Raw genomic sequence first — 12923 nt, forward strand, 5'->3', positions numbered from 1 at the left:
CTAGGGGTCGACGACCTCCACCCGCGGCGGGCCGTCGTGCCAGGTGCAGAACACCGACACCTCCCGGCCGTCGCGGGTGAAGGTGACCCGGATCCAGAAGTCCACCTTCCAGACCTGCATCCGCCAGCCGGCCGCCGGGGTCGCGGAGACCAGCTCGGCCGAGGACGCGCCCAGGGAGAAGACGACCCGGCCCCCCGACACGGGATAGGCCCGCACGTCGTCCGCGTCCTGCCGGTACGTGCGCGAGCCGCCCGGCGGCTTCGGGGCCGACGCCCCGGGGGAGGGTTCCGCGGAGGAGGGACCGGCCGGGGGCGACGCGGACGGTTGCGGTGACGCGGGTTCGGACGGGGACGGAGAGAGGGGCGGCGACGGGGACGGCGACTGCGCCGGCCGGGCGCTCTGCGTCGAGGAGACCAGGGGTTCCGTACCCAGGGGTACCGCGAGCGGCGGATCGTAGGCGGTACCCGACATGACGGTGTACACGCCCCACCACGACAGGGTCACCGCCGCCCCGGTCGCCAGGGTCCAGGCCATGGCATGTACAAGTCCTCGTCGCATGCGAGGACATACTGCACCACCCGCCCCAAGAGCGGCCCGACACCTCCCGCGGTCGTCCCGATGGACTACCGTGCGGCCATGGCAAGTGTGCTCGTGGTCGAGGACGACCAGTTCGTACGATCCGCCCTCATCCGGCACCTGACCGAGGCCTCGCACACCGTGCGCAGCGTCGGCACCGCCCTTGAGGCCCTGCGCGAAGTCGCCCACCACCGTTTCGACGTGGTCATCCTCGACCTCGGACTGCCCGACCTCGACGGGGCCGAGGCGCTCAAGATGCTGCGCGGCATCACCGACGTGCCCGTCATCATCGCGACCGCGCGCGACGACGAGGCGGAGATCGTCCGGCTGCTGAACGACGGCGCCGACGACTACCTCACCAAGCCGTTCTCGGTGGAGCACCTCTCCGCCCGGATGGCCGCCGTCCTGCGCCGCTCCCAGGCGGCCGCCGCCGATCCGCCCTCGCGCGTCCTGCGCGTCGGCGGCCTGGCCATCGACCCGCTGCGCCGCCAGGCCGAACTGGACGGGACGGTCCTCGACCTGACCCGGCGGGAGTTCGACCTGCTGGCCTTCCTCGCCGGGCGGCCCGGAGTGGTCGTCGCCCGGCGCGAGCTGCTCGCGGAGGTGTGGCAGCAGTCGTACGGGGACGACCAGACCATCGACGTGCACCTGTCCTGGCTGCGCCGCAAGCTCGGCGAGACCGCCGCCAGCCCGCGCTACCTGCACACGCTGCGGGGTGTGGGCGTCAAGCTGGAGCCTCCGGAATGAGGTGGGCGCTGGTCAAGGTGTGCCTCGCGGTCACCACCATGGTGGTCGTGGCCTTCGCCGTACCGCTGGGGCTCGTGGTCCAGCGCATGGCCAGCGACCGGGCGTTCTCCAACGCCGAACGGCAGGCCGCCACCATCGGGCCGACCCTGTCCATCACCACCGATCCGGCGCAGCTGCGCAAGGCCGTCGAGTCCACGCAGATGGGCGCCGCCCGCCGGATGTCCGTCCACGTGCCCGCGGTCGGCGACCGCGGGCCGGTGGACATCGGCGAGGGCCGGGCGGGCGAGCGCGCGGTGGCCGAGACCCGCAGGATCGGGCGGGCCACGACGGCCTCGGTGCCGGGGGGCGGCTCGGCGCTGCTCCAACCGACCGCCCTCGGCTCCGGGGACATCGCGGTCGTGGAGGTCTTCGTGCCCGAGAGCGAGGTCAGCAACGGGGTCGCGACCGCCTGGCTGGTGCTCGCCGGCGTCGGCCTGGCGCTGATCGTGGGCTCGGTCGGGGTCGCCGACCGGCTCGGCGCCCGGCTCGTGCGGCCCGCCGAGCGGCTCGCGGACGCCGCGCACCAGCTCGGCGAGGGCCGGCTCGGCGCACGGGTGCCCGAGGAGGGCCCCAAGGAACTCCGGTCGGCGGCCGTCGCGTTCAACGCGATGGCGGACCAGGTCGTGGAACTCCTCGCCAACGAGCGGGAACTGGCCGCCGACCTGTCGCACCGGCTGCGGACCCCGCTGACGGTGCTGCGGCTCAACACGGCCTCGCTCGGGGCGGGTCCGGCCGTCGAGCAGACCCGGGCGGCGGTGGAACAGCTGGAGCGCGAGGTCGACACCATCATCCGGACCGCCCGCGAGCAGCGCCCGGCCACCGGCCTGGTCGGGGCCGGCGCGGGCTGCGACGCCTCGGAGGTGATCCGCGACCGGATGGACTTCTGGTCGGCGCTGGCGGAGGACCAGGGCCGCGAGGTGCGGCTCGCCGGAGTGGACCGTCCGGTACGCATCCCCGTGGCCCGGCCCGAACTGGCCGCCGCGCTCGACGCGATGCTCGGCAACGTCTTCCGGCACACCCCGGAGGGCACCCCCTTCGCGGTGGACGTCCACGACGCCTCGGACGCGGTGATCGTGCTCGTCTCGGACGCGGGACCGGGCATCGCCGACCCGGACGCCGCCCTGCGCCGGGGCAACGACGGCGGGCGCGACGGGTCCACCGGGCTGGGCCTGGACATCGTGCGCAGGGTCGCGGAGTCGACCGGCGGCGACGTGCGGCTGGGCCGCTCGGTACTCGGCGGGACCGAGATCCGGGTCTGGATCGCCCTGGACGGGCGGAGCCGGGGCGGCGCCGGCGGCGGGCGGGCGGTCCGCGGCCGCCGCAAGCGGCGCGGGGCCTGACCTGGCACGGAGCCGGGGCCTGACCCGGGACGGAGCCGGGGCCTGGCCCGGGACGGAGCCGGGCCGGCACCGGGGCGGCAACCGATGTAACCGGCCGCCGGCGGGGGCGCGCCTCGTGGGCGAGGTGTCCGTGGATCTGTACGGTCCGCCGCATGGACACCCTCATCTTCGGCGGCCTCCTCGCCACGCTGATCGCCATGTACCGGGAGTCGTCCCGGGCCGTCGTGCTCGGCGCGTGGTGGGTCGTGCTGCTCGCCGTGATCCTGCTGACGGCGCACCACATCACCAGCGGCCTCGCCCTCACCCTGAGCTACTGACGGTGGCCGCGATGCACAGCCTCCTGCCGGAGGCCCCGCCCGCCGGCGGGCTGCTGGGGCGGGTGCAGTACTGGTTCGCCTGCGTGTTCGTCATCGGCTGGACCGGGGTCGTCTGCGGCGGCCTCTTCTACCAGTTCGGGCTGTGGGAGTACCCGTGCCCGCTCTGCGTCGTGCAGCGGATGTTCATGCTGCTGGCCGCGATGGGGGCCGCGTACATCATCCGCACGGCGATCTCCCGCGGCGCCGTCAGCGGCCGCGACTACATGACGGGATGGGGCCTGTCCCTGGTCGCGCTGATCGGCGGCTCCTTCGCCTCCTGGCGCCAGACGATGCTGCACGTCCTGCCGGGGGACAAGGGGTACGGGAGCGAGGTCCTCGGCCTGCACCTCTACGTATGGGCGTGGATCCTCTTCCAGGCCTCCGTGGTCGTGGTCGGGATCGTCCTGGCCTTCGCCCACACCACGGCGGACCACTCCGTCCCCGCGACCGGCCCGGGACCGCTGCGGGCGGTGGGGACCTTCGCGCTGGCGTTCCTGGGGCTGATCCTCGCCGTCAACCTGCTGGCCGTCTTCCTGCTGGAGGGCTTCCACTGGTTCCTGCCCGACGACCCGACCCGCTACCGGTTCTTCCACGACGTGGGTGTCCTCGGCTGACCGGGAGGGGACGGCCCCGCCCGCGGTACGGCTGCTGCGCCCCCGCCCCGGACGGGGGCGCAGATGTTGCCGCGGGTACGGGCCGCGCGGAGGGTGGGCGTGACGGAAGGAGTCACGCATGAGGGTCATGCTCCGCGCGCACATGGACACGGCGGCCACCAACGACGGCATCAAGACCGGGTCCCTGCCCCAGGTGATCAAGAAGCTGATGGACACCGTCCAGCCGGAGGCGGCCTACTTCGGCCTGCACGAGGGCGTGCGGTCCTGCTGGATGGTGTTCGACCTCCAGGACAGCGCGCAGCTGCCGCCGCTGGTGGAGGACCTGTTCCTGCAGTTCAACGCCGAGATCGAGGTCGCTCCGGTCATGAACGCCGAGGACCTGGCGAAGGGGCTGGCCGGGATGAAGTCCTCGTAGCCGCGGGCGCGGCGGGCTGGCGTCAGAAGGCCCCCGTCCGGGCGAGCCGGGCGTACCAGTGGGCGCTGGAGCGCGGCGTGCGGGCCTGGGTCTCGTAGTCGACGTGGACGATGCCGAAGCGCTTGCTGTACCCGTAGGACCACTCGAAGTTGTCCAGCAGCGACCAGAGGAAGTACCCCTGCACCGGCGCGCCGTCCGCCACCGCGCGGTGCAGCGCGGCCAGATGGGCCTCCAGGTACGCGATGCGCTGCGGGTCGTGCAGGTCGGGGGCGTACGCGGCGCCGTTCTCGGTGACGAGCAGCGGCAGGCCGGGCGCCTCCTCGGTGAAGCGCATCAGCAGGTCGTACAGACCGCTCGCGTCGATCGACCAGCCCATGTCCGTGCGCTCGCCCGGCGGCTGGTGGAAGGCGACCCCGTCCGCCGCCGGCCAGGGGGAGTGCTCGGTGGCGCCGTGGCCGTCGGCGCGCGGGCCCCCGGCGGCGCCCTCCGGGGCAGCCGAGACCACCGCCGGGGTGTAGTAGTTCACGCCGAGGTAGTCCAGCGGCTGGTGGATCAGGGCCTCGTCGCCGGGGCGGACGAAGGACCAGTCCGTCACGGACTCGGTGTCCGCCATCAGGTCCTGCGGGTACGCCCCGTGCAGTAGCGGCCCGGTGAAGACCCGGTTGGCGAGGGCGTCGATGCGCCGCCGTGCGTCGAGGTCGGCCGCCGAACCGGTCAGCGGCCGTACCGCGCTCGGATTGAGCGCGATGCCGACCTGCGCCGAGGACGGCAGCGCCGCGGCGGCCAGCCCGTGCGCCAGGTTCAGATGGTGGGCCGCGCGCAGGGAGTCGGCGGGCGAGGTCCGGCCGGGGGCGTGCACCCCGGAGGCGTAGCCCAGGAAGGCGCTGCACCAGGGCTCGTTCAGGGTGGTCCACAGCTCCACCCGGTCGCCCAGCACCGCGGAGACCTGCTGGGCGTACGCGGCGAAGGCGTACGCCGTCTCGCGCTCGGGCCAGCCGCCCGCGCTCTCCAGCTCCTGCGGCAGGTCCCAGTGGTACAGGGTCACGCAGGGCCGGATCCCGTGCGCGAGCAGCTCGTCCACGAGCGCGTCGTAGAAGCCGATCCCGCCCGAGAGGACGCGCGGCCAGGACACGGAGAAGCGGTAGGCGCCGATGCCCAGCCCGGCCATCAGCGCGACGTCCTCGCGCCACAGCCGGTGGTGGTCCACGGCGACGTCGCCCGTGTGCCCTCCGTGCACCTTGCCCGGGGTCCGGCAGAAGGTGTCCCAGATGGACGGGCCGCGCAGCTCGGCCGCCCCCTCGATCTGGAAGGCCGCCGTGGCGGCACCCCACAGGAAGCCCTCCGGGAAGCGCAGTTCCGCGCTCCCTCCCGCCGCCGCGTCCGCCGTCGTGGACGTTGTCGTCTCTGTCATCCCTTGACCGCTCCCTGCATGATGCCGCCCACGATCTGGCGGCCGAAGACGAGGAACACCAACAGCAGCGGGAGCGTGCCCAGCAGCGCACCCGCCATGATCACCGACTGGTCGGGGATGTAGCCCCGGCCCAGTCCGGTCAGAGCCACCTGCACCGTCGGGCTGCCGTTCTGGGTCAGCGCGACGATCGGCCAGAAGAAGTCGTTCCAGGCCATGACGAAGGTCAGCATGGCCAGCACCGCCATCGCGGGCCGGGCCGCCGGGAACACCACGTGCCACACGATCCGCAGCGAACTCGCCCCGTCCGTGCGCGCCGCCTCGACCAGCTCCATCGGCAGCGCCTGCGCCAGGTACTGCCGCATGAAGAACACGCCGAAGGCCGAGACCAGCGTCGGCAGGATCACCGCCTGCAGCCGGTCGGTCCACGACAGCTGCGCGATCAGCATGTACAGCGGCACCACGCTGAGCTGCGGCGGGATCAGCATCGTCCCGACCACCAGGGCCAGCAGCAGCCGGCGCCCCCGGAAGCGCAGCCGGGCGAAGGCGAAGCCGGCCAGGGTGGCGAAGACCACCGTGCCCGCCGCGACGGTGCCCGCCACGATCACGGTGTTCAGCAGGGCCGTGCCCATGTTGGCGTCGGTCCAGGCGATCCGGAGGTTGCGGCCCAGGTTCCCGCCGAACCAGAACGGCGGCGGGGTCTGGGCCAGCCGGGTGTTGCTGCGGGACGCCGCGATGGCCGTCCACACCAGCGGGAAGAGCGAGCCCGCGGTGAACACGGCGAGCACCACGTAGGTGAGCCTGCCCGCGCGCAGTGACCTCATCGGGAATCCCCCCGTCCGCGCAGCAGCCGTGCCGCGCCGCCGATCAGCAGCAGGATCAGGAACATCGCCCACGCGATGGCCGAGGCCCGGCCGAGGTGCAGGTTCACCCACCCCTGCTCGTACAGGTACAGCCCGAGCGTCTGGAACTGGTGGTCCGAACCCCCCGTCGCGCCCGCCCCGCCGTTGAACAGCAGCGGCTCGCCGAACAGCTGGGTCGCGCCGATCGTCGACACCACGCAGGTGAAGAAGATCGTCGGCCGCAGCGAGGGCACCGTCACGTGCAGGAACTGCTGCCAGCGCGAGGCGCCGTCCAGCGCCGCCGACTCGTAGAGCTCGGCCGGCACGGCCTGCATGGCCGCCAGGTAGATCAGCGCGTTGTAGCCCGTCCACCGCCAGATGACGATCGTGGAGACCGCCAGCTGGGAGGCGAAGGAGCCGTTCTGCCAGTCCACCGCGTCGAAACCAACCGCTGACAGCGCCCAGTTGACCATCCCGTAGTCCCGGCCGAAGAGCAGCACGAAGACGAGCGTGGCCGCCGCGACCGAGGTGGCGTACGGGGTGAGCACGGCCACCCGGAAGAAGGCCGACGCACGCATCCGGTAGTTGAGCAGGTGGGCGAGCCCGAGCGCGATCAGCAGCTGCGGCACCGTGGACAGCAACCCGATCGTGAACGTGTTGCGCAGCGCGTTCCAGAAGAACTCGTCGCCCCACAGCCGGGTGAAGTTCCGCAGCCCCACCCACGTCATGTCGTCCGGGTCGGTCAGCTCCACCTGGTGCAGCGCCGCCCAGCCCGTGTAGAGCAGCGGGAACAGCCCGAAGGCCGCGAAGAAGAGGAAGAAGGGCGCCACGAAGGCGTACGGGCTCCAGCGCAGGTCCCACCGGTAGCGGCGCGAGCGCCACACCTGGCGCCGGCCCGCTGCCTTGTCCCCGGGCCCCTCCCCCTCCTCCCCCCGCACGGGGCGGGAGGAGGAGGGGGAGGGGGAGGACGCGGGGAGTACGGCGGTCTCGTCGCTCATCCCCGCAGCACCCGTCCCGCGCCGTACCGGGCCGTCGGACGGCTCACTGGTCGAGGGCGTTGTCGATGGCCTTCACCGCGGCGTCCCAGCCCTCCTGCGGGCTGCGGCCCTTCTGGTCGACCTGCAGCATCCCGATGTCCGCCAGGTTCTGCGCGATCACCAGGTCCTTCGGGCCGATCACCGTCACCGGCACACCCTCCGCCGCCCGCGCGAAGATCTCGCCGATCGGGGCGCCGCCGAAGTACGCGTGCTGCGCACCGGACACGGCCGGGAGCCCGTACGCGGCGCTCGCGCTCGGGAAGCTGCCCCGCTTCTCGAACAGCTTGGCCTGCTGGGCCGGCGCGGTCAGCCAGGCGGCCAGCTTGGCCGCCTCCTCGGCGTTCTTGCCCGCCTTGGGGACCACCAGGAAGGAGCCGCCCCAGTTGCTCGGCTTGGGCGCCTGCGCGACATCCCACTTGTCCTTGCCCGCCGGGCCCGCCTTGTCCTGGATGTAGCCGAGCATCCAGGCCGGGCAGGAGACGGTGGCGAAGGCCCCGTTGGCGAATCCCTGGTCCCAGGACGGGGTGAACTGCTGGAGCTTGGCGCTCAGGCCGTCGGTGGCGAACCGCGCGGCGAGGTCGAAGGCCCCGCGCACCGCCGGGTTGGTCTTGTAGGCGACCTTGCCCTGCTCGTCGTAGAACCGCTGGGCGCTGCTGCCGGTCACCGCCGCCATCACGCCCGAGGCGGAGTCGACGAAGGCCTTGCCCTCGCCGGCCTTCGCCTTGTAGGTCCGGCCCGCCTCCAGGTACTTGTTCCAGTCCCCGGCCCAGAGCGCGCCGACGGCCGCCCGGTCGGTGGGCAGTCCGGCCGCCTCGAAGAGGTCCTTGCGGTAGCAGATGCCCTGCGGGCCGATGTCGGTGCCGAGGGCCACCGTGGCCCCGCCCTTCGCCGTGCCCTGCGCCCACTTCCACGGCAGGTACGCGGCCTTGTCCACGCCGGGGGCCTTGCCCAGGTCCACCAGCTTGTCCGCCTGGGTGGCGGTTATCTCGGCGATGTTGTTGACCTCGACGGCCTGGATGTCGGCGAGGCCGCTGCCCGTGCCCAGGTGGGTGAGGAGCTGCGGGTAGTAGTTCTCGTTGCGCTCGATCGAGGTCTGCTCGATCCGGATGCCGGGGTTCTGCGCCATGTACTCGTCGTAGAGCCCGGCCTCCTGGAGGCCGAAGGCCCCGAACACCCCGACGGTGAGGGTGGTTCGCGCCTTGTCGCCGCTGGGGCCGGCGGCGCCGGTCTTCTCGGCCGGGTCCGCCGCGCATCCCGCGAGCAGCAGGGCCGCGGCTCCCGCGGCGGCGACCGCCGCGACGAGGCCTCTTCGGGTCCGGGTCCGGTTTCTGGCTGGGGCTCGCATGTGCATCCTCCCTGAAGGACGGAACGTGCCGGGTGTTCTGTGACACGATGTGGGAGCGCTCCCACAGCCGTCAAGAGGTAGATTCACAACCGGGAGGAAGCCATGAACGGGCACGGGCGCAGCGGGGGACGGCCGACGCTGGAGGAGGTCGCGGCGCGCGCGGGGGTCGGGCGCGGCACGGTCTCCCGGGTGATCAACGGGTCCTCCAAGGTCAGCGAGCACACGAGGGCCGCTGTCGAGGCGGCCGTCGCCGAGCTCGGGTACGTCCCCAACCGCGCGGCCCGGGCGCTGGCGGCCAACCGCACCGACGCCATCGCCCTCGTGATCCCCGAGCCCGAGGCCCGCTTCTTCGCGGAACCGTACTTCTCCGAAGTGGTCAGCGGGGTGGGGGCCGCCCTCGCCGAGACCGACGTCCAGCTCGTCCTGACGCTGGCCGGAAGCGACCGCGAGCGCCGCCGGCTGGCCCAGTACCTGTCCGGGCACCGCGTGGACGGGGTGCTGCTGGTCTCCGTCCACGCCGGGGACCCGCTGCCCGAGCTGCTGGCCGAGCTGGGCATCCCGACGGTGATCAGCGGCCGCCGTTCCGCCGCCGAGCCGCTGCCCAGCGTGGACTCCGACAACCTCGCGGGCGCGGCCGAGGCCGTACGGCACCTCCTGGAGCGGGGCAGGCGGGCGATCGCCACGATCACCGGGCCGCTGGACGTGTACGGGGCCCAGTGCCGCCTCGACGGGTACCGGCAGGCCCTGGCGGCCGCCGGGCACCCCCCCGACGAGGGGCTGGTCGCGGTCGGCGACTTCACCGAGACCGGCGGCCGTCGGGCCATGCGCGAGCTGCTGGCCCGGCGCCCCGGCCTGGACGCGGTCTTCGCGGCCTCGGACGTGATGGCGGCGGGTGCCCGCCGGGAGCTGCGCGCGGCCGGCCGGCGGATCCCGCAGGACGTGGCCCTGGTCGGCTTCGACGACTCGGTGGTGGCCCGGCACATGGACCCGCCGCTGACCAGCGTCCGCCAGCCGATCGAGGAGATGGGCCGGACCATGACCCGGCTGCTGCTGGCGCGGATCGGGGGGAAGGAGGGCGAGACGGCCGTCGTCCTGCCGAACCGGCTGGTGGTGCGGGAGTCCTCCTGACGGGAGGCCCGGCGAGCGGGTGCGAGCCGGCGGCGCGTGCACGCGAGAGGCCGGAGAGCGTGCACGCAGAAGGCCCCGGTCCGCTCTCGCGGGCCGGGGCCTCTTCGCAGGGTGAGTGACGGGACTTGAACCCGCGGCCACCTGGACCACAACCAGGTGCTCTACCAACTGAGCTACACCCACCATGTCCGGTCGGAGAACCGACCGGCCGAAGAAAAGGGTACAGGGTCCGGGAGGGTGCTCGCTCCCCCGATTCCCCGCACCCGCCTCCGGGGGGTCAGGCGCCCGGCACCACGTGCTTGGCGGCGATGGTCCGCGCGGTGTCCGAGTCGGGCCCGGGCTGGGGCACGAAGACGGCCTCGCGGTAGTAGCGCAGCTCGGCGATGGACTCCTTGATGTCCGCGAGCGCGCGGTGGTTGCCGTTCTTCGGGGGACTGTTGAAGTACGCCCGGGGGTACCAGCGGCGCGCCAGCTCCTTCACCGAGGACACGTCCACGATCCGGTAGTGCAGGTAACCCTCCAGCGCGGCCATGTCGCGCAGCAGGAAGCCGCGGTCGGTGCCGACCGAGTTCCCGCAGAGCGGCGCCTTGCGGGGTTCCTTCACGTGTTTCCGTACGTAGGCCAGGACCTGGGCCTCGGCATCCGCGAGGGTGGTCCCGCCGGCCAGCTCTTCGAGCAGTCCGGACGCGGTGTGCATCTCGCGCACCACGTCGGGCATGGTCTCCAGGGCGGCGTCCGGCGGGCGGATCACGATGTCCACGCCTTCGCCGAGCACGTTGAGCTCCGAGTCGGTGACCAGTGCGGCCACCTCGATAAGTGCGTCGTCCGTCAACGAGAGCCCGGTCATCTCGCAGTCGATCCACACCATGCGATCGTTCATGCGTCCCACCTTATGCGGTCCTCCGAGGACCCGGCCGCACAAGCGGAAGGTCCCCCATCGGTGGTGACCGGTGGAGGACCTTCCCTTTCCGTACCCGTTGTGAGGGTTACGCGTGTTCGCGCAGCACCCGGCCCGGGGCGTACAGCTCCGTCACCGTCGGGCCCGACGCGGCCAGGGCCGCCGCCGCCCGCTGGGGCTGCGGAGTGCGCTGGTGCGGAACCGGGCTCTCCGAGAGCTGCGACACCTGGGACACGTCGGCCTGCGGCCGCCGCGCCCGGTAGGCCGAGCGGTAGGCGGCCGGGGAGGACCCGAGCTGCCGCCGGAAGTGCCCGCGCAGCGCGACCGGCGAGCGGAACCCGCACCGCCCCGCGACCTCGTCGACCGAGTAGTCGGAGGTCTCCAGCAGCCGCTGGGCCTGCAGCACCCGCTGGGTGATCAGCCACTGCAGCGGCGCGCTGCCGGTGAGCGAGCGGAACCTCCGGTCGAAGGTGCGCCTGCTCATGTAGGCGCGGGCCGCCAGGGTCTCCACGTCGAACTGCTCGTGGAGGTGCTCCAGCGCCCAGGCGACGACCTCGGCCAGCGGGTCGGCGCCGATCTCCTCCGGCAGCGACCGGTCGAGATACCGCTCCTGGCCGCCGGTGCGGCGCGGCGGGACGACGAGCCGGCGGGCCAGGGCCCCTGCCGCCTCGCTGCCGTGGTCCGTGCGCACGATGTGCAGGCAGAGGTCGATTCCGGCCGCCGTGCCCGCGGACGTGAGCACGTCGCCGTCGTCGACGAACAGTTCGCGCGGATCGACGTGGACGGACGGGTAGCGCTTGGCCAGCGTCGGCGCGTACATCCAGTGCGTCGTCGCGGGCCGGCCGTCCAGCAGACCGGCGGCGGCGAGCACGAAGGCCCCCGTGCACAGTCCGACGATCCGGGCCCCCTCCTCGTGCGCCAGACGCAGCGCGTCGAGCGCCTCCGGCGGTGGGGGAGAGGTGATGGAACGCCATGCGGGCACGACGACCGTGCCTGCCCGGGCGATCGCCTCCAACCCGTACGGCGCGGTCAGTTCGAGTCCGCCGGTGGTCCTGAGCGGACCGTCCTCACCGGCGCACACGAGCAATCGGTAGCGTGGAACTCCCGCGTCCTGCCGGTCAATGCCGAACACGGAAAGTGGAATGGAGCTCTCGAAGATCGGTCCGCCGCTGAAGAGCAGCACCGCGACGATCTCCCTGCGGCGACGCCCCGCGAGCTTCCGGCCGGCGTCCGCGACGACGGCGGTGGAATCCTGGCTCATGGCGCTAAGCCCCCCTTGGGTGTCGCGACTCCTTGGTCTGGTCGCACCTGCACGTTTCCCCTCGGCCTTGCACGTGGATCCCCCGCCGTAAATACATGATCGAATCTACTGCGTCCCGTGGTTGCGGCGTGACAAGTTCAGCACGCAGAGCTATGTCGACTTGGCAACTTGGCGAAAAGCATTCGATCAGGAAGCGTTCCACTCCGCTACCGGCCGGGGAAGCCCGGCGTCCGGCCATGGCCAGTACCTACGGGGTCAAAGCCGCCCCTGGTGGGGAGGGTCCCCGGTGGTGGGGAGAGTGGCCGGACATTCCGACAAGGCGGTGATCCTGCCGGGAAGTTGGCTGAAAACATGCGGGTGTGGGCGTACGAATAAGTCAGTCTTGCGGGGAGCGGGTCTCGAAGGCGTTGCACTCCCCGTGGGCCGGGCCCCCGGGTCCGGCGCCGAACGCGCCCCTGCTCCCGCCCCCGGCCGGGCCCCCGGCGGGGCCCCCGAGCACGGCCCCGCCCCGCGAGTGCCGGCGGCGGTGCCCGGCGGGCGGCCGGTCCCCCGCCCGGACCGGGGCGGCGGCCCGCTCCGCCCGCCGCGCCCGTTCCGAGTGCCGCAGCATCGCCGTGCACGCCGCGGTGACGACGACCAGGCCCAGCGTCGCCACGGCCGCCCCGCCGTACGAGGTCCCGTAGACGACGAGGACCACGGGGACGAGCAGGCAGCTGAAGGCGGCCCACCGCACGACGTCACCCGCGGGGTCGTGCCCCGGGTGCGCGCAGGAGTGCACGGACGGGTGAAGAGGGGAGCGGGGCGGGGACGCGAACGGTGGCGAGGGATCGGTTCGGTGGACGGGCTGCGTCGGCTGAGCGGGCTGGACGGGGTGAACCGGATGGCCGGGCACGGCGTGCTCCCTGCGGGCTCTTCCT

General features: G+C 72.9%; 14 protein-coding genes and 1 tRNA gene. 6 read left to right on the forward strand and 9 right to left on the reverse strand.

From position 1 onward, the window contains the following. Positions 1-558: a hypothetical protein gene (locus ACFWUQ_RS09390; protein WP_384535107.1), complete on the reverse strand. Its 558-nt coding sequence runs from the start codon at positions 556-558 to the stop codon at positions 1-3. Between the two features lie 78 nt (positions 559-636). On the opposite strand from ACFWUQ_RS09390, the gene ACFWUQ_RS09395 reads away from it, so the two are divergent. From ACFWUQ_RS09395 to ACFWUQ_RS09415, 5 genes are all read left to right on the forward strand, one after another. Further along, positions 637-1323 (forward strand): response regulator transcription factor, encoded by a 687-nt coding sequence (locus tag ACFWUQ_RS09395; RefSeq protein ID WP_384535110.1) that lies wholly within the window; start codon positions 637-639, stop codon positions 1321-1323. Next, positions 1320-2702: an ATP-binding protein gene (locus ACFWUQ_RS09400; RefSeq protein WP_384535112.1), complete on the forward strand. Its 1383-nt coding sequence runs from the start codon at positions 1320-1322 to the stop codon at positions 2700-2702. Before ACFWUQ_RS09395 ends, ACFWUQ_RS09400 begins: the two co-directional genes overlap by 4 nt. A gap of 152 nt (positions 2703-2854) precedes the next feature. Next, positions 2855-3019 (forward strand): DUF5993 family protein, encoded by a 165-nt coding sequence (locus ACFWUQ_RS09405; protein WP_384535114.1) that lies wholly within the window; start codon positions 2855-2857, stop codon positions 3017-3019. Between the two features lie 11 nt (positions 3020-3030). Continuing rightward, positions 3031-3672 (forward strand): disulfide bond formation protein B, encoded by a 642-nt coding sequence (locus ACFWUQ_RS09410; protein ID WP_384535117.1) that lies wholly within the window; start codon positions 3031-3033, stop codon positions 3670-3672. 118 nt (positions 3673-3790) lie between these two features. Beyond that, positions 3791-4087 carry a hypothetical protein gene (locus tag ACFWUQ_RS09415; RefSeq protein ID WP_384535119.1) on the forward strand — a complete coding sequence of 99 codons (297 nt, stop codon included), beginning with the start codon at positions 3791-3793 and terminating at the stop codon, positions 4085-4087. A gap of 22 nt (positions 4088-4109) precedes the next feature. Here ACFWUQ_RS09415 and ACFWUQ_RS09420 read toward each other — a convergent pair whose 3' ends face one another. From ACFWUQ_RS09420 to ACFWUQ_RS09435, 4 genes are read right to left on the reverse strand one after another with little or no spacing between them, the layout of a single operon-like run. Next, the gene (locus ACFWUQ_RS09420) at positions 4110-5498 is read right to left on the reverse strand and encodes a GH1 family beta-glucosidase (protein WP_384535121.1); all 1389 of its coding nucleotides are present in this window, start codon (positions 5496-5498) and stop codon (positions 4110-4112) included. After that, the gene (locus ACFWUQ_RS09425; RefSeq protein ID WP_384535122.1) at positions 5495-6391 is read right to left on the reverse strand and encodes a carbohydrate ABC transporter permease; all 897 of its coding nucleotides are present in this window, start codon (positions 6389-6391) and stop codon (positions 5495-5497) included. The genes ACFWUQ_RS09420 and ACFWUQ_RS09425 overlap by 4 nt, the downstream gene beginning before the upstream one ends. After that, positions 6316-7335 carry a carbohydrate ABC transporter permease gene (locus ACFWUQ_RS09430; protein ID WP_384535125.1) on the reverse strand — a complete coding sequence of 340 codons (1020 nt, stop codon included), beginning with the start codon at positions 7333-7335 and terminating at the stop codon, positions 6316-6318. Before ACFWUQ_RS09430 ends, ACFWUQ_RS09425 begins: the two co-directional genes overlap by 76 nt. Positions 7336-7378: 43 nt before the next feature. After that, the gene (locus ACFWUQ_RS09435) at positions 7379-8719 is read right to left on the reverse strand and encodes an ABC transporter substrate-binding protein (protein WP_384535127.1); all 1341 of its coding nucleotides are present in this window, start codon (positions 8717-8719) and stop codon (positions 7379-7381) included. Positions 8720-8821: 102 nt separating this feature from the next. On the opposite strand from ACFWUQ_RS09435, the gene ACFWUQ_RS09440 reads away from it, so the two are divergent. After that, a complete protein-coding gene (locus tag ACFWUQ_RS09440) occupies positions 8822-9847 on the forward strand; it encodes a LacI family DNA-binding transcriptional regulator (protein WP_384535130.1) in 1026 nt (341 codons plus the stop codon). Positions 9848-9957: 110 nt separating this feature from the next. Here the strand turns inward: ACFWUQ_RS09440 and ACFWUQ_RS09445 are convergent. From ACFWUQ_RS09445 to ACFWUQ_RS09460, 4 genes are all read right to left on the reverse strand, one after another. Further along, a tRNA-His gene (locus ACFWUQ_RS09445) sits at positions 9958-10030 on the reverse strand. A gap of 94 nt (positions 10031-10124) precedes the next feature. After that, a complete protein-coding gene (orn, locus tag ACFWUQ_RS09450) occupies positions 10125-10727 on the reverse strand; it encodes an oligoribonuclease (RefSeq protein ID WP_384535132.1) in 603 nt (200 codons plus the stop codon). 106 nt (positions 10728-10833) lie between these two features. After that, positions 10834-12006 carry a helix-turn-helix domain-containing protein gene (locus tag ACFWUQ_RS09455; protein WP_384535134.1) on the reverse strand — a complete coding sequence of 391 codons (1173 nt, stop codon included), beginning with the start codon at positions 12004-12006 and terminating at the stop codon, positions 10834-10836. Between the two features lie 376 nt (positions 12007-12382). Continuing rightward, positions 12383-12739, reverse strand: coding sequence for a hypothetical protein (locus tag ACFWUQ_RS09460; RefSeq protein WP_384535137.1), 357 nt, complete (start codon positions 12737-12739; stop codon positions 12383-12385). Positions 12740-12923 lie beyond the last annotated feature (184 nt).

The sequence above is a fragment of the Streptomyces sp. NPDC058662 genome (assembly GCF_042716255.1).
GTDB lineage: Bacteria > Actinomycetota > Actinomycetes > Streptomycetales > Streptomycetaceae > Streptomyces.

Excerpts from the sequence above, each read along its gene's own strand:
- ACFWUQ_RS09395 (WP_384535110.1), top strand. The coding sequence starts at position 637 with ATGGCAAGTGTGCTCGTGGTCGAGGACGACCAGTTCGTACGATCCGCC.
- orn (WP_384535132.1), bottom strand. The coding sequence starts at position 10,727 with ATGAACGATCGCATGGTGTGGATCGACTGCGAGATGACCGGGCTCTCG.
- ACFWUQ_RS09440 (WP_384535130.1), top strand. The coding sequence starts at position 8,822 with ATGAACGGGCACGGGCGCAGCGGGGGACGGCCGACGCTGGAGGAGGTC.
- ACFWUQ_RS09455 (WP_384535134.1), bottom strand. The coding sequence starts at position 12,006 with ATGAGCCAGGATTCCACCGCCGTCGTCGCGGACGCCGGCCGGAAGCTC.
- ACFWUQ_RS09435 (WP_384535127.1), bottom strand. The coding sequence starts at position 8,719 with ATGCGAGCCCCAGCCAGAAACCGGACCCGGACCCGAAGAGGCCTCGTC.
- ACFWUQ_RS09420 (WP_384535121.1), bottom strand. The coding sequence starts at position 5,498 with ATGACAGAGACGACAACGTCCACGACGGCGGACGCGGCGGCGGGAGGG.
- ACFWUQ_RS09390 (WP_384535107.1), bottom strand. The coding sequence starts at position 558 with ATGCGACGAGGACTTGTACATGCCATGGCCTGGACCCTGGCGACCGGG.
- ACFWUQ_RS09430 (WP_384535125.1), bottom strand. The coding sequence starts at position 7,335 with ATGAGCGACGAGACCGCCGTACTCCCCGCGTCCTCCCCCTCCCCCTCC.
- ACFWUQ_RS09410 (WP_384535117.1), top strand. The coding sequence starts at position 3,031 with ATGCACAGCCTCCTGCCGGAGGCCCCGCCCGCCGGCGGGCTGCTGGGG.
- ACFWUQ_RS09415 (WP_384535119.1), top strand. The coding sequence starts at position 3,791 with ATGAGGGTCATGCTCCGCGCGCACATGGACACGGCGGCCACCAACGAC.
- ACFWUQ_RS09405 (WP_384535114.1), top strand. The coding sequence starts at position 2,855 with ATGGACACCCTCATCTTCGGCGGCCTCCTCGCCACGCTGATCGCCATG.
- ACFWUQ_RS09400 (WP_384535112.1), top strand. The coding sequence starts at position 1,320 with ATGAGGTGGGCGCTGGTCAAGGTGTGCCTCGCGGTCACCACCATGGTG.